At 69.0% G+C, this 17880-nt stretch carries 13 protein-coding genes; 2 read left to right on the top strand and 11 right to left on the bottom strand.

Annotation, left to right across the window (positions count from 1 at the left end; genetic code table 11):
* The 3 genes from KIH31_RS07710 to KIH31_RS07700 all read right to left on the bottom strand — a co-directional run bounded on the left by KIH31_RS07710 (position 1) and on the right by KIH31_RS07700 (position 3990).
* Positions 1-2175, bottom strand: coding sequence for a glycogen debranching N-terminal domain-containing protein (locus tag KIH31_RS07710; protein WP_214426506.1), 2175 nt, complete (start codon positions 2173-2175; stop codon positions 1-3).
* Between the two features lie 169 nt (positions 2176-2344).
* Positions 2345-3100, bottom strand: a complete 756-nt coding sequence (locus tag KIH31_RS07705) for a response regulator transcription factor (RefSeq protein ID WP_214426505.1) — start codon at positions 3098-3100, stop codon at positions 2345-2347.
* Between the two features lie 116 nt (positions 3101-3216).
* Positions 3217-3990: a response regulator transcription factor gene (locus KIH31_RS07700; RefSeq protein ID WP_214426504.1), complete on the bottom strand. Its 774-nt coding sequence runs from the start codon at positions 3988-3990 to the stop codon at positions 3217-3219.
* Between the two features lie 174 nt (positions 3991-4164).
* On the opposite strand from KIH31_RS07700, the gene KIH31_RS07695 reads away from it, so the two are divergent.
* Both KIH31_RS07695 and KIH31_RS07690 read left to right on the top strand, forming a co-directional pair.
* Positions 4165-5889, top strand: coding sequence for an ATP-binding protein (locus tag KIH31_RS07695; RefSeq protein WP_307857578.1), 1725 nt, complete (start codon positions 4165-4167; stop codon positions 5887-5889).
* Positions 5886-6332 (top strand): VanZ family protein, encoded by a 447-nt coding sequence (locus KIH31_RS07690; protein WP_214426503.1) that lies wholly within the window; start codon positions 5886-5888, stop codon positions 6330-6332. The genes KIH31_RS07695 and KIH31_RS07690 overlap by 4 nt, the downstream gene beginning before the upstream one ends.
* 4 nt (positions 6333-6336) lie before the next feature.
* Here the strand turns inward: KIH31_RS07690 and sufU are convergent, their stop codons facing one another.
* The 8 genes from sufU to KIH31_RS07650 form a co-directional block, all read right to left on the bottom strand.
* Entirely contained in the window at positions 6337-6798 is a 462-nt protein-coding gene (gene sufU, locus KIH31_RS07685; RefSeq protein WP_214426502.1) for a Fe-S cluster assembly sulfur transfer protein SufU, read from the bottom strand.
* A complete protein-coding gene (locus KIH31_RS07680) occupies positions 6795-8114 on the bottom strand; it encodes a cysteine desulfurase (RefSeq protein WP_214426501.1) in 1320 nt (439 codons plus the stop codon). Before KIH31_RS07680 ends, sufU begins: the two co-directional genes overlap by 4 nt.
* Positions 8115-8226: 112 nt before the next feature.
* On the bottom strand, positions 8227-9102 hold the full coding sequence (locus KIH31_RS07675; RefSeq protein WP_307857577.1) for a sulfotransferase: 876 nt from the start codon (positions 9100-9102) through the stop codon (positions 8227-8229).
* Entirely contained in the window at positions 9095-10207 is a 1113-nt protein-coding gene (locus KIH31_RS07670) for a phosphotransferase (protein ID WP_214426500.1), read from the bottom strand. The genes KIH31_RS07675 and KIH31_RS07670 overlap by 8 nt, the downstream gene beginning before the upstream one ends.
* Before the next feature lie 137 nt (positions 10208-10344).
* Positions 10345-11427, bottom strand: coding sequence for a hypothetical protein (locus KIH31_RS07665; RefSeq protein ID WP_214426499.1), 1083 nt, complete (start codon positions 11425-11427; stop codon positions 10345-10347).
* Complete coding sequence (locus KIH31_RS07660; protein ID WP_214426498.1) at positions 11424-12824, bottom strand: Gfo/Idh/MocA family oxidoreductase; 1401 nt, start codon at positions 12822-12824, stop codon at positions 11424-11426. The genes KIH31_RS07665 and KIH31_RS07660 overlap by 4 nt, the downstream gene beginning before the upstream one ends.
* A 27-nt stretch (positions 12825-12851) precedes the next feature.
* Complete coding sequence (locus KIH31_RS07655; protein WP_214426497.1) at positions 12852-13427, bottom strand: hypothetical protein; 576 nt, start codon at positions 13425-13427, stop codon at positions 12852-12854.
* A 79-nt stretch (positions 13428-13506) separates the two neighbouring features.
* Complete coding sequence (locus KIH31_RS07650; protein ID WP_214426496.1) at positions 13507-17859, bottom strand: PKD domain-containing protein; 4353 nt, start codon at positions 17857-17859, stop codon at positions 13507-13509.
* Between the last annotated feature and the right edge of the window lie 21 nt (positions 17860-17880).

The following is a 17880-nucleotide window of genomic DNA, read 5'->3' as shown; positions in this document are numbered from 1 at the left end:
TCAGCGGCCGCCCGTCCTTGCCCCTGGGCCGCCGTCCGAGTCGGTGGCGAGCACCTTCGGCAGCGCCGGACGCGGTTCGTGGCGCAGGGCGACCCCTGGGGGCAGCCCCTCAACATTGAGCTGCCCGTTGGAAACGCTAAGGCACAGCCGCGAATGGGCGAGGAGCAGGTTGTCCGCCCGGAAGTTCCCGAATTCGCGCGGCAGCACCGGCGCCAGCCAGACCTCGTGGTGGGTCAGCAACGGGTCGAAACGGAGCAGCGAGCGGATGAGCTGGATGGGTGCGGCCGAAGCCCAGGCCTGCGGCGAGCACGACGTCGGGTACGGCACCGGCTCCCCGTAGGTCTCCCTGTCGAAGCCGCAGAACAGCTCGGGCAGCTGGCCGTCGAAATGCGCGGCGGCGGCAAAGAGCCCCGTCGCTATCTTGCGTGCGTCTTCGACGAAGCCGTACCGCATCAGGCCCGCGGCAATGAGGGCATTGTCGTGCGGCCACACGGACCCGTTGTGGTAGCTCACCGGATTGTAGGCGCCCATGTTGCTGGCGAGCGTCCTGACCCCCCAGCCGGTGAACATCTGGGGGGACATCAGCATTGCCGCCACCGAGCCGGCCTTGTCCTCGTCGATAAGCCCGGTCCACAGACAGTGACCGATGTTGGATGCGCACGAGTCGACCTGCCGTTTGTCCTTGTCAAGGGCGGTGGCGAAGCAGCCCTTGTCCTCCATCCAGAAGTCCTTGTTGAACTTTTCCTTGAACGCCGCGGCTCTGTCCGCCCACTCAGCTGCACGCACAGTGTCGCCCTCGGTCTGGGCGAGCAGGCCGCGGGAGATGTAGGCGGCGTAGACGTAGCCCTGGACTTCGCTCAGCGCAATCGGCGGCGCGGCCAGGGTACCGTCGGCGAAGTTGATGCCGTCCCACGAGTCCTTCCAGCCCTGGTTGATCAGGCCGTGCTCGTTGGCGCGCAGGTATTCGACAAAGCCGTCTCCGTCCCGGTCCCCGTAGTCGCGGATCCAGTCCAGTGCGCGGTCCGCGTGCGGCAGCAGCGCCCGCCGCGTTTCCTCGGCCAGGCCCCACCGGTTCAGCTCGCCGAGTACGGCGACGAAGAGAGGTGTCGCGTCCGCCGTGCCGTAGTAGGCCTTTCCCTCGCCCAGGGTGACACCGGCGTCGAGGCCGAGACGCACCTCGTGCAGGATCCTTCCCGGTTCCTCCTCGGAGGCGTTGTCCACCTTCTCTCCCTGCATCTCCGCCAGCGTCTGCAGGGTACCCGTAGCCAGGGAGGGGTCGATCGCCAGCGCCATGTAGGAGGACAGCAGCGAGTCCCGGCCGAAGAGTGCCATGAACCAGGGCGCTCCGGCGGCGACCACCACCCGGTCGGGATGGTCCGGGTCGAAGATCCGCAGGCCGCCGAGATCCTCGGAGCTGCGGCCCAGCACCATCTGCACGGCCTTGTCGTCGAGGGTCAGCTGCGGGATGTGTTCCTCCCAGGCTTCATGCCGGCGGACTGCTTCCCGTTCCAGGACCTTCTTTTCGTGCGAGAACGGCTCCGCCGGCTTCTTGTCCTGCACCAGAGGAGTCACGATGATCGTCGTCGACCACCGACCGCGGGCCGGGATGGACACATGAAAGGTGAGCGAATGTTCGTCGATGTCCGCGTCCGGTGCCTGAATCACCACCGACCGTTTATGGACCCGCCGCACCGCCTCAATGCGCAGTTCGCCTTTACCCACCGTCCGCGTCAGATGGACCGGCGTGACATGCCGGCCGCCTTTGACGTCGAAAAGGTCCGCGAAGTCCGCGTCGAGCGTCACTGTCAGGACGAACTCGGCATGGCCCCGGGAGTAGTTGCGCACGCCGATCTCGTCCAGCAGTCCGGCCCCGATGTGCCGCTCATGCTCGACCACCAGCGGGTTGTCGGCGCGGTCGTCCATGTGCTGGGCCCTGCCAAGGAAGACGGCCCGGAAGGGCTCCTCCGTCCGGGCGCTGAGCGGTTCGAGGGGCTGGCCGTCAATGGTAAGCCGCCAGCGGGAGATGATGCGGGTGTCCTGGTAGAAGACGCCCTGCGGCTGCCCCGGCTGGATGTCACCGCTGTGCGAGGAAATGCAGAAGGAGGCGCCCTGAACCACTGTCACTGCCCCGAGCCCGGCTGAGCCGGCACCCGTGTCCATGTTCCATCCAGTCATTGCTCCGCTTTCAGCCGGGACCTGTGCGGGAGTGCAACGCGGCCCCGGCTCCGGCGCTTCCTGCCTGTGGACGATCATGTGCAGGAGCGCGGACGGGCGGCTAGGGGCGAACGGCCCTGCCCCGCCCTGCCGGCGGGTGTCCGGCGCCGGCTTCGGGCGCCGGCTTCGGTCAGTGCGCGAGCCGGTAGCCGACGCCGCGCACGGTCTCCAGCCAGCGCGGGCTCTTCGGATCGTCGCCGAGTTTGCGGCGCAGGTTGCCCAGATGCGCCTCGACAGCCCGTTCGTCCATGGTGCTCACCCAGGAGCGGGAGTCCTCGGGTTCACCGCGGAGCGCGCGCACCAGGTGGATGCGGGTGCGCACCTCCCGTCCTGACTCGAGCAGGCAGCGGAGCAGGTCGAATTCCGTGCGGGTCAGCTCCACCGGCCGGCCGTCCACGGTCGTGGCATAGCCGGCGGCGTCGAGTTCGAGCCCGCGGTGCCGGATCAGCGCGCAGTGGGTCCCCGAGGCTGGGGCGTCGGAAGCTGCTGCCGCGCCGCGCGGGCGCCGCTGCAGGCTCTGTACCCGTGCCCGCAGCTCCGCGGGGCGGAAGGGTTTGGTCAGGTAGTCATCGGCCCCGCTCTGCAGGCCGAGCAGGACGTCCAGTTCCTCCCCGCGGGCGGAGAGCATCAGGATGTAGGCGTCGCTGAAGGTCCTGATCCTTCGGCTGACTTCCAGCCCGTCAATGTCCGGGAGGCCGACGTCGAGCGTGACGACGGTGGGCCGCTCGCTGCGGGCAAGCTCCACCCCTTCGGTGCCGCTGCCGGCGGAGCTGACCTGGAAGCCGGCCTGGCCGAGCACCAGGCCCACCAACTGGCGGATCTCGGGATCGTCCTCGACCACGACGGCGACCGGCCGCTGTCCGTGTGCTGCCGCGGGACTGGACATCCGAAGCATTCCTTCAGCCTCCCTGCTGCGCCCTGGCAATTTCCTCCAGTGTGGGCGCGCGGACTCAAGGTAGCGTCCGGTTTCGGCTCAGGAATGGCTCAACTTCGCGCCGGGCGTCAGGGGGCCAGCTGGTAGCCGACGCCGCGCACGGTCTTGAGCCAGCGCGGCGAGCGGGAGTTGTCGCCAAGCTTGCGCCGCAGGTTGGCCATGTGCACCTCGATGGTGCGCTCGTCGGCCTCGCTGATGTAGCCGCCCGTGTCGTACTCTTCCATGCGCAGCCGGCGGACCAGGTCCGCCTTCGTGCGCACCACCTTCCCGCTCTCCATCAAGGCCTGGAGCAGGTCGAACTCAGTGCGGGTGAGGTCCAGTTCCTGGCCCTGCACCATGGCGGTGCGGGTTCCTCCGTTGAGCACCAGGCCATTGTGTTCCAGGCTCCCCGGCTCGGGGGCGCTGGCCCGGGGTTCCGCGGGGTCGGCGGCGGCGACGGCGGCCGGTACGTCGCTGCCCACGGCCACCGAGCCGCGGGGCCTGCGCAGCATCGCCGCCACCCGGGCGCGCAGTTCGCGCGGCCGGAACGGCTTGGTCAGGTAGTCGTCCGCGCCCGATTCCAGGCCCATCAGGGTGTCCAGTTCCTCGGCACGGGCGGTGAGCATGATGATGTAGCTGTCGCTGAACAGGCGGATCCGCCGTGCCACTTCAAAACCGTCGATGTCCGGCAGGCCGAGGTCCAGTGTCACCACACTGGGATTGTGCTCGCGGACAGCTTCCACGCCGTCCTCGCCGCTGTCCACGGCATGGACCTGGAAACCCGATTGGGTGAGCACGACATTGATCAGGTCACGTATGTCCTTGTCGTCCTCGATGATGACAGCAATACGCCGAGTGTCCATCCCCTACCTAACTCCCCGAAATACCAAGCCCCAGCCCCGGTTCGGGCACATTCCGCAGTATACCTGCGGCATATAATGACGGAATCCAATAGGCGCATATCGTTTTGGCCTCAACGCCGCGGGCTGGGGGAAGGTTCGTGAACATGGGATGTCGCACCGCTGCTCGTTGGTGCCGTGGCTAGCGTCGCGGGGCGTCCGGCTCTCTCGACGCATTTCTACCAGCTCGGGTTACAGGCAAAGGTCGTTCTGAGCCAGCTCCCGCTGCTTGCCACGAGTATCGTCGCTGCCGGCATCTCCGGACTGATCCACCCGCCGTCGCTCTTCTCGCCCGGGATCCAGTGGGGCCTGGCCCTGCAGATCCTGCTGCTGATCCCGTGCGCGGCCATCCCTTGGCGGCGGCTGCCGCGCGGCAGCTTCCTGGCCGTACCGGTGCTGGACTTCGTCTCGGTCGCGCTGCTGCGCGAGGGCGTGGTCCCCGCGATGATGGGCGTCGGCCTGCTGGCCGTCTTCCCCGTCGTCTGGCTGGCCGGGTCGAACATCGCCCCGCGGACCGCTGTCGCCGCCGGCGGCCTGCTCACCCTCGCCACGGTCTGGGTGCCCCTTTTCCTCAGCGGCACGGCCACGTTCGATGACCTGGCCCGGCCGTTCCTCGTCCCGCTGATCATGGTCGGGGTGGGGATTTCCGCCCAGGTGGTCACCTCGAGCATGGAGGCCCAGCGCACCGCCCTGGAAGAGAAGGACCAGGCGCTGACTGACGCCCTGGACGCGAGCCGGCGCCGCGAGCAGCTGCTGGATGCGATTGTCGACACGGTCGGCGTCGGCCTGCTCGCCGTCGACGACCACGGCCACGACATCCTGATGAACCGGCAGCAACGCAAGTTCCACGCCCTGGCCGCCCCCGACGGCGTCCCGGACCCGAACGAAACGCAGCTGATGATCTTCGAGGCGGACCGTGCTTCGGTGATTGCGGCCGAGGAACGCCCGGTGCGCCGTGCGGTGCTGGGCGAAACCTTCGCGGACCGGCTGATCTGGCTCGGGAGCGGGACGGACCAGCGGGCCGTGTCCGTGTCGGCGAAGCCCTTCCGGGACGACTCGGGAAACTTCGCAGGCTCCGTCGTCACCTTCTCGGACGTGACGGACCTGGTGACGGCGCTGTCGATGAAGGATGACTTCGTCTCGAACATCTCGCATGAACTGCGTACGCCCCTTACTTCGATCCTGGGATACCTGGGCCTGGCGCTGGACGAGTCGCCGCTGCTGCCGGTGGAGGTGGTCCAGTACCTGAAGGTGGCCGAACGCAACGCCGAACGGCTGCTGGACCTGGTCTCGGACCTGCTCTCGATCGCCTCGCACCAGATGGGCATCCAGCCCCGGCGCACGGACCTTGCGGAGCTGATCCTGCTCAGCATCGATTCCGCGGCGCCCCGGGCGGCGGAGAACAACGTTCGGATCGAGAACCTGGCTACGGAACCGCTGACAGCCTGGCTCGACGGGGCGCGCATCGGCCAGGTGCTCGACAACCTGCTCTCCAACGCGATCAAGTATTCGCCCGACGGCGGCACTGTCAGCGTCCGCGCCTGGACCGGCCCCGGGACGGTGTCCTTCGAGGTCTCGGACACGGGCATGGGCATGGACGAAGCCGAGCAGGCCCAGGCCTTCACCAAGTTCTTCAGGTCCGGGGCTGTGCGGCGGACCGCCATTCCCGGTGTTGGGCTGGGCCTGTTGATCACCAAAACGATCGTCGAAAGCCACGGCGGCAGCATTGAGCTCAGGAGTGCCCGGGGCGTGGGGACCACCTTCACTGTTACGCTGCCGGCGGGCGCACCTGAAGGTGACGCCGACGGCGACGGCGGCACACACCCGCTCCAGGTTCCGGCCGCCAGCGACGGCGGACGGTGAGGGCCGCTGCGCGGCGGCTGCTGCCGCTGGGGCTCTACCTGGCGGCTCTCGCGGTCATCGCCTATTGGCCCACGCACGTGGACGCCCCGGTCCGCGGCCAGCTGTTCGCCGTGCTGCACCTCCTGCACCTGGACGGCGTGCCGGGTTTCATTGACTATGCCTTCGTCGAGTCCCTGGCCAACGTGCTGCTCTTCGTTCCGCTGGGCGCCTGGGCCGGCTGGCTTCCGCGGCGGCCGCGGCCGCTGGCACCGGCGCTCGCAGGGCTGGCGGTCTCCTGCCTGATCGAGGCGGGCCAACTGCTGTTCCTGTCCGGGCGCACCGCATCCTGGGCGGATGTGGCTGCGAACGTCGCCGGCGCCGTCGTCGGCGGCACGGCGGTCTACGCGCTCCGCCGGGCCCGCGACGGAAACCCGGCCCGCGCGGCCGTAGAGACGGACCGCTGACAGGTCAGCCGGACGCGCCGCCGGAGGCCCTGCCTACTGCGTCCTCGGCAGCGACCCAGGCGAGCATGGCGCACTTCACGCGGGCGGCATAACGGGATACCCCTGCGAACGCGGCGGCCTCGGCGAGGACCTCCTCATCCGGCTCGATTTTGCCGCGGGAGCGCATCATTTCCCGGAAGGCGCCTGCGAGGACACCGAATTCCGCGAGTTCCATCCCCTCGGCGAGATCCGACAGCACTGAGGCGGAGGCCATCGAGATCGCACAGCCCGCGCCGTCCCACCGGAGTTGCCGGATGCGGCCGCCCTCCACGACGGCCCGGAGCGTGATCTCGTCCCCGCAGACCGGGTTGAGCTGGTGGGACACCGCCTCGGCGCCGGCGGGCGCCGGCGTGTCCAGTCCGCTTCCGTGGCGGGCCTTGGAGTGGTCCAGGATGATCTGCTGGTACAGCGCGTCCAGCCCGCTCATTCGCCGGCCCGGAAATAGCCGCGCACCTCGGACACCGCGGCGAGGAAGGCATCGATCTCCGCGGTGGTGTTGTAGAGGTAGGTGCTCGCACGGGTGGTCGCAGTCAGCCCGAGACGGCGATGCAACGGCTGGGCGCAGTGATGGCCGACCCGCACCGCGATCCCCCGGTCGTCGAGGAACTGGCCGACGTCATGCGCGTGCACGCCGGCGACGTCGAAGGCCGCGAGGCCGATGCGCTCCTGCCCGGGGGCCGGGCCGAGGACCCTGACGCCGTCGATGGCAGACAGCCCCTCCACGAGGCGCCGTCCGAGAGCGGTCTCCCAGGCGTGGATGCGCTCCATGCCTGTCTCCCGGAGGTAGTTCACGGCTGCGGCAAGCGCGATAGCCTGCGAAATGCGCTGGGTGCCGGCTTCGAAGCGCTGGGGGGCCGGAAGGTAGCCGGCACCCTCCATGGTGACCTTGGTGATCATCGACCCTCCGGTCAGGAACGGCGGCAGCGCATCAAGGAGCTCCTGCCGGCCGTACAGCGCTCCGATGCCGGTGGGCCCAAGCATCTTATGGCCGGAGAAGACGGCGAAGTCGACGTCGAGCGCTTTGACGTCGAGCGGCAGGTGCGGGGCGGACTGGCAGGCGTCGAGCACCACCAGCGCGCCGGCCCCGCGGGCCAGCGCCACGAGTTCAGGGACCGGGTTCACCGTCCCCAGCACGTTCGAGGCATGGGTGAAGGCGAGGATTTTGGTACGAGGGCCGATGATGGCCGCCGCCTCTTCCATACGGAGCGCACCGTCGTCGTCGACCGGGATGTAGCGGAACGTAGCACCCGTGCGCGCAGCCAGCTCCTGCCACGGGATGAGATTGGCGTGGTGCTCCATCTCGGTGGCAACGATCTCGTCTCCGGGCGCGAGAGCGAACCGCGCGGCGGCCTCGCCGCCGCGGCCCAGCGACGCGTTCGAGAAGGAGTAGGCCAGCAGGTTGACCGCCTCGGTGGCGTTGGAGGTCCAGACAATTTCCTCGTAGCGGGCGCCGACGAAGGCGGCCACGGCCTGCCGCGCATCCTCGAAAGCCTCGGTCGCTTCCACGGCGAGGTGGTGTGCGCCGCGGTGGACGGCGGCGTTGCGCTGCTCGTAGAACTCCTGTTCGGCTTCCAGCACGCTGAGCGGGTTCTGGGAGGTAGCGCCGGAGTCCAGATAGATCAACGGCCTTCCGTTGACCTCCCGGCCCAAAACGGGGAAGTCGTTGCGGATGCGCAGCACTTCGGCGTCATCCAGGGAATCAGCGGAACGCCGCAAGGCGGCTGGGATGCTGGCCACGGCCACGGCAACAACTCCTTAGGGCCGCGGGGTGCGGCAGGGAAAAATCCTGCCACCCATTTTACCTGCTCGGCTTTACCTGTTCGGCCCGCGCGCATCCTGCCGCGCTGCAGCGGGCTCAACTGCGCCAGGAGAGCCGGATCCCCGCTTCGCGTTCGAGCGCCCGGTCAAAGGGGTCGAAATAGTCCTCCAAGTCCCGCCGAAGCGCAGGATCCAGCGGTTCGCGCGGCTGTGCATTCCACACGCCCACCTTCTCCGGCTGCCACGACGGCAGGCCGAGCCAGCGCTGGATGGCGGCGAATTCCTCGTGCGGCGCGGCAAAGAAGCGGTTGGCATCGACCAGGTAAAGGCGCTCCGGGCCCACCAGCCGGTGGATCTGGAGAACCTGGTCTATGTACCGGCTGCGGCCCAAGTAGGAGTGGTGCCGGTGGGAGTAGCTTTGGTACCCCGGTTCTTCCAGCATCCGTTCGACCTCTCCGGCCAGCCGCGCGGGTTCCAGGTCCAGGGCCCGTTCGAAGGATTCAGTCTCGAATCCCCTGTTGAACTCATGGCGGTGGGCCGAGTAGGCGCGGTCCACCGGCTCACGCAGCATCATCAAGAGCTTGACCTCGGGCAGGTCCGCGGCCAGCCGCCGCACCGCCAGCGGGTGGTACGAGTAGTACCCGCTGCTTTCGAAGGTCACCGCCCCGGCCGGGCGCTGCCGGGCCAGCGGGAAGTGGCCCTGGTACCAGCGCATGCCCCGGTCGTAGTTCACGTCGAAGTAGCCGATGCCCTTGCTTGCCGTGGGGCGCAGCACCGCGGGGTGGCTGGAGAGCATCCGGTACAGCGTGGTGGTGCCGCTGCGCTGCGCGCCGATGATGATGACGGAGGGCAGCATGCGCAGCGGAGCGCTCACCGTCCCCCACCATTCAACGCCTTGTCGGGCCGCGTCGAGGACGGGGTCCGGGGCGTTGGCACCCGCCCAGCGGGTCAGCGTGCGCAGCCCGCTAGCCACGGACTGCTCCGCCCGGACGGGCAGCAACGGACTGCAGTACCTGGAGCATGATCAGGCTCTTCTCTCTGATGGCGTCCCCTCCGGGACCTTCGGCCCCGCGCAGGTAGCGCAAAGTGATGGAACACAGGTAGGCGTTCGCAAGCAGGGCGTCCGCCGAACCTGGTTCCTCGAAACGCGGGGCGCCGGCCCGCAGGCCCGCGAGGACGGTGCCGGTTGTGGCGCCCCGCACCCGCACCAGCGTGTTCAGTGCGTAATGGACCGCATCCAGCCCGACCGGCACTCCGAGTTCGAAGCGTTCCCAATCCCACAGCTGCAGCTTGCCGCGCCGCACCGCCATGTTCCACGGCGTGCAGTCGCCGTGCCAGGCACCGGCGTTGACAGGTACGGCGCCGAAGCGCCGCCCGGTGCGGTCGAGGGCGTCGGTGAACGCGGCGCGCAGGCCGGAGTCGCCCAGCTCCTGCGCGCCGTAGCGCAGAGCCGCCCAGAACGGCGTTTGCTCCAGTGGCATCCGGCCGGCGGGAAAAGCCGCCGACAGTTCCTGCAGCGCGGCCGAACGGAGCCTCCGGAACCGCTCGCCCCCGGCCTGCGGGCCGGTCGGCAGGACGGACATGACGAGCACCGTCATGTCTCGCCAGCTACCGACGGAGATCAGCTCGGGGACCGCCAAAGTGGCAAACTGATCCCTGCTGAGGGTGCGCAGAGCCTCCGCCTCCCGGCCGACATGCTCCGCTGCCGTCGCCGAATCCCCCACCTTGACGAAGGCCAACGGCCGGCCGCGGCCGTCGAAGGCCTCCAGCACCGGTTTGCGGTTCGCGCGGACGGGGCCGATGGTCAGGCTCACACTAACCGGCTGGCCGAGGATCCCGCCCAGGTAGGCGCCAATGTCCCGGGCGCCGGGGGCCCCGCCCGGCGACGAGGGCCGCACCATGACCCTGTCCGGCAGCAGCGTCTGCCCGGCCCGCGCGGCCAGGCCCGCCGAGAGCACGAGCCGCTGCGCTGTCTCGCGGGCCGAGATCGCCGCGCTGTACCGGCGAAGGGAGGCAGCCGCCGCTGCTGCCGGACGGGCGGGGATGAGCATCCGGGGGGCGCGGGCGCTGGGCACCACGAGGAATTCGGTACCCCCCTCATGCCCGCCTCCGCCCCTGCAGAGGGCGGCTCCCCCGGAATCCGGCCACAAGTCACTGACCGTGCCCAGGAGCGGTCTCATCGGTCCGGCTGTCGTTGCCGCCGGGTGCTGCAGTGTCATGGGTGCGCTCGATTCGCTGTCGGGGAGCAAGTTGCCGGGACGGGAGCCGCGGACTGCCCGGGCTGCTGGGGGGCGGCGGCCTGGTCCAGGATCGCTTGGAACTCGTTGCGCTTGGTGCCGCTGCCGAGTTCCCAGGAGTTGCCGTTGGAGTTGAGGCTGCTGTCGAAGTAGGTGAACGCGACGCCGCCGGTGCGGCGCATCGCGGTGTAGGACTGTTCGAGCCAGCCGGGGTCGGCGGTGGCCGCGTCGTCGGTCAGGCCGGTTTCAGCCAGACCCCAGGCGGTGTGATGAGCACCGGCGAAGGCGGAGATTTGCGGGAAATAGGTCTGCCCCAGGTCCAGCATCGTCGTGTTCGCCTGGCCGTCCTTGAGGCTGCCGAACTCGTTGTAGATATCGAACCCCAGCAGGTCCACCATGCCGTCGCCGGGCCAGAGCGCTCCGAGGCTGAACTGCGGGTCGCCGTGGAACTGGTGCCAGCCGGTCAGAATCATGGTGAAGGCCACGTTCTGCGAGCCCTGGTGGACCATGGGGGCAAGGTGGCGCTGCATGGCGACCCAGTCGCCAATCTGGCCGTCCCCCTCGGGTTCATGATGGAAGGCAATCCAGACAGGCCCACGCAGGGCCGCGAGCCTGTCGACCAGGCTGGAGGCCCAAGCGTCGCCGTCGCCGTCGGCCATGCGCCGCCAGTCGTAGGGGAGCTTGAAGCTCAACCAGGGGATCCTGCCGGCCGAAATATCCTGCCGGGCTGCCGTCACCGCCTTGTCGACGCCGTTTGGTCCCCAGAAAGTGCGGCGGATCTGCAGGGTCTTGCCGAGGGCGGTCTCCAAGGGAGCCGGGTCGCTGTTCCCGCCGACGGCGGCGCCCACCAGCACGCCGCAGGCGGGTATTCCGCGGGAACTGGCCGCGCAGGGCGCCGAAGCCGGTGCCGGTGCGGACGCAGCGGCGGTGGCCGGCGGGCAGGTGACGGTCGCGGCCGAGCCGGGAAGCGCGGCGGCGAGCAGCACCAGGCCCGCGGCGAGCAGTGCGGCCGCCCTGCCGCGTCCCGTCCGCGGGGCGTCGGGACTGGTCTTCGGACTCATCCGGCGGCCGCCAGCGGGACCGTGACAGAGCCGGGCACCACATCGAAACGGCCGCCAGAGCCGCGGAACCGGCCGATGATGCCGGCGATGAACGCGGAATCCTTGGCCCGCAGCTTGTAGGAGGCCCCCCGCCCGTCGCGGATCATCGAGACGAATTCGGCGATTTCGTAGCGCAGACCGTCGCCGGCGTAGGGGAACCGCAGTTCCTGGTTCCGGCTCGGGTCCTCGAACCGCACGAGGACATCGGTGGTCTTCCACCACGGCGCCGGGACGTAAATGCTGCCCCCGGTGCCGCTGATGTTCAGGTGGCCTTCGCTTTTGGCGCCGATGGCCACCGTGGCGGAGGCGATGGCGGAGGGGTAGCGGAAGCTGATCCTGGTGAACCCGTCCACGCCTTCATCGAGCCCGAACGAGTCGAAACTGACCGTGTCAGGGGCACAATCGAGGATCTTGGAGATGGCCAACAGCGGGTAGCTGGCCAGCTCCGTCACGCTCCCGCCGTAGGGCGGCGCGAGTTCGGGCGCGCCGGGGAGTGCGAGTTTCGTGAAGGTCGCATCCACGCACTGGATCCGGCCGATCACCCCGCTGCGGGCCAGGGCGACGAGCCGGATGAAGCCCGGGCAGTAGGCCGTCTTGATGGCTTCCAGCAGTACCAGGCCGCGCTCTTCGGCAAGCGCGTAAAGATAGCAACTCTCCTCCGCGGACAGGGTGAAGGGCTTCTCGCAGAGCACGTGCACGCCGCTCTCCAGCGCCTGCTTCGCCTGCTCGAAGTGCTGCTCGTTCGGCCCGCACAGGTACACGGCGTCGACGGTCGCCAGCAGGTCGCCGTAATCGGCGCAGGCACGGGGGATGCCGTTCCGCTCCGCGAAGGTCCGGGCCTGCTGCGGGTCGGAACCGGCGACCGCTTCAAGCTCCAGTCCGCTCACGCGCAGGGCCTCCGCAACGAACCGGTCGGCGATGCTGCCGGTCCCGGCGATCCCGAGCCGCGTGATGCCCAGAGTCTCGGCCCTCAGCTGCGTGCTGGAAACGCCGGCGGTGCGCTCGAGGTAGACGACGCGGCAGTAGTCCGCGAGGTAGTCGAACTTGCCTTCCCAGTCCGAGCCGATGGCGAAGATCGCCGCGCCGTATTGCTGGATGTCGTTGACCTTTTGGCCGTCATAGTCCTCGATGATGATCTCGTCGGCCAGGCCGGTGGCCTGGACCTTGGAGATGCGGACCATGAGGCTGTCGCGGACGTTCAGCTTGCCCCGGTTGGCGTCGAACTGGTCGCTGGTGACCCCGACGATGAGGTGGTCCCCCAGCGCCTTGGCGCGCCGCAGCAGCCGCAGGTGGCCCTCGTGCAGCAGGTCGAAAGTGCCGTAGGTGATGACCTTGACCGGCTTGTCGTTCTCTTTCATCGTCCCCCTCGTTTCCGTTTGGTGCCGCTAGCGGCAGGGCAGTGAGCCGGCCAGCTTCTGGAGAGTGGTGATTCCCGGCCGGGCGGACGCGTCCGGGGCGGTGCGGGAATCGGCAGCCGCGGAGGCAGCTGTGCTCCATTGGCGGCGCACGTCGCTGATGCCGCTCACCACCGGGGCGAGGGCTGCGTCGCTGCGGGCCAGCGCTTCGACGTTGGCCGAGAATTCGTCCAGGCCGCCCAGCAGGTCCGGCAGCCCGTCCGGACCCGCCTTGCTGCCGGCCGCGCTGAACGAAATCAGCGTGCGGCGCACCGACGCGCAGGTTGAGACGGTATGCGGCGGGACAGCTGCGGCCTTCGCTCCCCCGGCCGCCGACTTGTCCCCGGCCGCCGACCCCGAGGCTGCCCCGGACGCCGCCGAAGGCTGCCCCGGGGCCGTCCCGGAGGTCCGGGCCGGGAGGGTGGGGGCCGCCCCGCCGGACACAGGGACAACGGCGCCAGCGGCGGCCGGGGGCTGCTCGGGAGCAGCGGAGGCGAGCCAGGCTCCCCCGGAGGCTGTAGCAGCGACCACCAACGCCACGGCGACTGCAGTGCGGTTCCTACCCATGATCTGCCTTCCTTGCTCTTCTTTCCTGGCTGGCATCTTTCCCGGCTGGCACTTTCCTGGCTGGCACTGCCGGTCGCGGCTACGAACCCGGCTGCAGGACGATGCTCCACAGCGCGACCTTGGCGGACGCCGTGCCGAGGGTGGCGGCGAGATTTCCTGCGGCGCCGGCGCTCACCGGGGCGGTGTCCCCGAACGCCGTGACGAGCTGGCCGCCGCCGGTCCCTCCGGTGGTGCCCCGGACGGTAACCCGCGGGTCAAGCGTCCAGCTGTCATCCACGCTGGTCTTGTCCGCCCAGAAGGAGACCAGCGTGCTGCCGGCCGCCGGCACCGTGACCTGCGGGGTGGAATGGGATGTGCCCAGCGTCTGGTCAATGGCCGAAGCCGAGGTGGCGAGCCAGTTCGGCCCGGTGATGCCGTGGTAGGCGGCGAGCTGGAGCGAGACTTTGGCGATCGCACTCAATGGCACGGTCAGGGCTTTGCCCGCGTCCCCGGCCGCGGCTGTCTTCACCCAGAGCACGGTCTGCATCGTCCCTGCCGCCTTGCTGTCCACAAGCCGCCAGCCAGTGACGCCGGTCGGGTCGGCCGCCGTGCTCGACGTCGTATTCACCGTGGCGATCAGGAGCAAGGCGTCGCCGGCCGCCACATCGGATGGCACGGTGACGGTTGGCGCAGTGCTGTTGACGTTGGTCTGCGCCCCGGAGCGGAAGCTCACGGCTGCCGCGGACGGCGCCGCGACCGTCACTGCCTGCGACGTTGTTCCGGTGGCTCCGGCGTCGTCGGTCGCGGTCAGCTTCACCGTGTAGGTGCCCGCCGCTGCGTAACTGTGCGAGGCCTTCACCCCCGTTGCCTTTGCTCCGTCACCGAAGTCCCAGGCGTAGGCCGCCACGGTCCCGTCCGCGTCGGTGGAAGCGGAGCCGTCGACGTCGACGCTCAGACCGGCCGTGGACGCTGAAAACTTGGCCGTTGGTGCCTGGTTTGCCGCCGGAGCCGTGACGCTCACCGTTTTGGTGAGGGCGCCGGTGGCCCCGGCGTCGTCGGTGACGGTGAGGGTGACCTGGTAGGACCCGGCCGCGCTGTAGCTGTGCGAGGCGGTCGCCCCTTGGCCGGTGGCGCCGTCGCCGAACTTCCACGCGTAGGCACTGACCGTGCCGTCGCTGTCACTGGAGCCGGTGCCGTCGAACTGCACCGCGAGGTCCTTGGCTGAGGCGGTGAAGGAGGCCGTGGGCGCACTGTTGGCCGCCCGGTCGGAGACCGTGACCTGGCGGGACACCGTCCCCGTGCCGCCGCGGTTGTCGGTGACCTTCAGCGTGACGGTGTATGTCCCTGCCGCTGCGTAGCTGTGCGAGGCAAGCACCCCGGTTCCGGTGGTGCCGTCTCCGAACGTCCAAGCATAGGAGGAGATCGTGCCGTCCGTGTCTGTGGATGCCGAGCCGTCGGCCTGCACGTCCAGGTACGAGCCGGCGGTGCTGAATGCTGCCGTCGGAGCGCTGTTCGTGCCGGCCCCGAGGTTGTAGTGCTCGGCGACGGTATCGGCACTGAGCGCGTAGGGGTACACAGCCGCTTCGTCGAGGACGCCGGAGATATACGGCGTCGTGACGTTCGCCCAGGCCTTGTCCCCGCCAACGCGCCAGTAGCCGGTGTAGTTCTGCGCCGCCGTCGTGCTGTTCTGACCGGCAAGGGCGCCGTCCACGTACAGCCGCATGCCCGCCGAGGACTGGGTGGCGACGACGTGGTGCCATGCGCCGTTGTTGTACGCCTTCGCTGTGGTGACGAGCACCCGGCTACCGGTATAGACGCCGAACACCAGGGTGCCGTCGTTCTGCATGTACACCTTCCGGTCGTGGGTTGTGGAGGTGCCGGTGGCCGCGTTGCCGAAGGAGATGAGTTCCCCGCCTGTCTTCGTGGTGGTCTTGAACCAGATTTCCGTGCTGTACACCGTCGGGTTCACGAAGCTGCTGTTGCTGGAAACGAGGCCGTTGGACCCGTTGAACGTGCCGGCTGTGTCTGACACCCCGGCCAGCGCCCCGGCGGTGCCGAGGGTCACCCCGCTGCGGTACGTGCCGGGCTTGTTCGAGGCGCTGGAGTCAGCCGCCGCGGTCCCGCTTTTCTCGCCCAGCCGCCAGTACAGCGTGGGCGAGATGTTGTAGACAGCACTGCCGTACGCGTCCGACGGCGCCACGGTTCCGGTGGCGGTGAGGTCGTTGCTGATCCGCACCACCCGTGCCGTCGAGGCACTGCGGCCCTTGGCATCGGTCAGGGTCAGCTTCACGGTGTACGTCCCCAGCGCCGCGTAGGCATGGCTGGCGGTCCGGCCTGAGGCCTTGGCGCCGTCACCGAAGTCCCAGGCGAAGGAGCTCAGCGGCGCGCTGGCCGTGGACGACGTCGCATCCACCGCGAGGGTACGCGAGGACAGCGAGGAGGTGAAGGCTGCCGAGGGGTCCGAAGCAGTTGCGGGTCCCGGCTTGGTCGGCCCGGCGAAGAGGAACGCATCGCGCGCACTCCAGTTGATGCCGTCGACGGAGGCGCCCGAGACGGTGGCCCGGGTGCCGGCCGACGGGAGGCCGGACGCGGAGTCCCAGGCCCAGCGGCTGAGGGTTCCGGTGCTGTCGCCCACGTACAGCGTGCTGCCGGAGAGGAAGAGCGAGCGCACCGCCCGCCAGTCCAAGCCGGACAGATTGGCACCCGCGGTGTAGCGCTCCGCGCCGACAATCGTGGCCTGGGTGCCGTAGTACCGGTAGTACAGGTGCCCGTCGTTCTGCAGCGTGAAGTAGATGCGGGAGGTGGCCGGGTCGTAGAACAGACCGGTCATCTGCTTCATCTCACTGGCGAACGCGGTGAGCCCGTTAAGGTTGATCGTGGTCTGGGCCCCCAGGGTCGTCCCGTCGAAGGACTGCATCCGGAAGGTCCCGTCCGCGTGGGCCGTGAAGAGGTTGCCGTCAATCATGAACGCTCCCCTGGTGTCGGAGAAGCTCTGGCCCACGTTCATGGTGCGCGAGGCGGTGACCGCGGCACCTGAGAAGCTGCGCTTCACCAAAGAGGTGGAAGTTACCGCGGCGCCGCTGTCATCCTTCGCCGCGCCCACCACGTAGACGTCCGCCGGCAGGCTCCCGGAGTTGTCCAGCGGCAGGTTGGTGCCCCCGCCAACCGGCATGAAGGCCATCCGTCCGTGGTACTGGTAGTTCGAGATCCGGTCCGTGTCGCTGCCGATCCACAGCCCGGTGTCGGTGGCCACAAAGGAGTAGACGCCGACGCCGCGGGTGCGGCCCGGATTCCAGGCCAGCGGCAGGCCGGTCCGCGGGTCGAGCGCGGCGAGCCCCTCGCGTTCGACGGCCCCGGGGCCGACGGCGTCGCCGATGAAGGGGTTGTTCAGATAGCTGAAGTGGCCGCCAATGTAGACGGCGGTGTTGGTGACCGCCACCCGGTTGGTGGTGTCGCCGCCGGTGTAGTCGACCCACTTGGGCTGCAGGCTGCCGCCGGTGGCCTTGAGGTCCCAGGCGGAGGCCGCGTCGCACATGGTGCCCGCGTAGTAGGCGCCGGTCGCGACGATCACGAAGTACGTGCCGTCCGGCGAGATGCTGATGTCCCGCACGTAGCTGTCAAAGGACGTGGCGTGGCAAAGCGGAACGAACCGCTCGGTGGACCAGTTCGCCACCGAGGTGGGCGATGTCGTCAGGTCCGCAACGAAGACCTGGGTGCGGGAGAGGCCGTTGACCGAGGTGAAGTTGCCGATGGCGACCATCTTGCTGCCGTCGGCCGTGATGTCCGCCCGCATGATCGACAGGGCCCCGCCGTTGCGGGGACCGCTCAGGTCCAGCCGCACATCGGGGAGCACCACACCGGTGGCGGGGTCCAGCCCCGCGAAGGACGTCTGCGGTTTGCCGTTGACGTTCAGGAACCGCCCGGTGACGTAGAGCTTGCCGTTGCTGAGCATCACTTGGTTGACCCGGCCGTCAAAGGCGTTGACGGCGAAGGAGGGGTCCCGCTGCCCGGTTGTCACATCGATCTTGGCCACTCCGCGGACCGTTTCCCCGTTGAGGCTGGAGAAGCCGCCGGCGATCCAGACGGTCTTCCCGTCCCCGGTAGCTTCCACATCCATCAGCTCGCCGTTGACGGCCGGAGCGAAGGAAGTGATCTCACCGGTGGAGAACTTGAAGGCGAAGATGTTCGTGCGCGGGATCTCGGTGGTGTCGGCAGCGGTCCGGACGGTGGTGAAGTTGCCGACGACCACGACGATGTCGCCCACCTGCGCGAACCCGGACACGTAGCCGTCGAGCACATGCGGCGTCGTCCTGATCGGGTTGTCGCTGACCACCACGGACTGCGTCCCTTGCTGAACCGCCGAGGCCGGAGGGGGAGCCGCCGCCAGGAAGCCTGCCGCGAGCGCGAGCGCCACGACCAGGTAGAGCCACCTCGCCGGGCCGTTCCGCAGCAATGCAGGAGGGAATATGGTCGA

The organism is Paenarthrobacter sp. DKR-5, assembly GCF_018531425.1.
In the GTDB taxonomy this organism is placed as follows: Bacteria; Actinomycetota; Actinomycetes; order Actinomycetales; family Micrococcaceae; genus DKR-5.
Note: the sequence above shows the minus strand (reverse complement) of the source record. Positions and strands in the feature narration are given on the sequence as shown.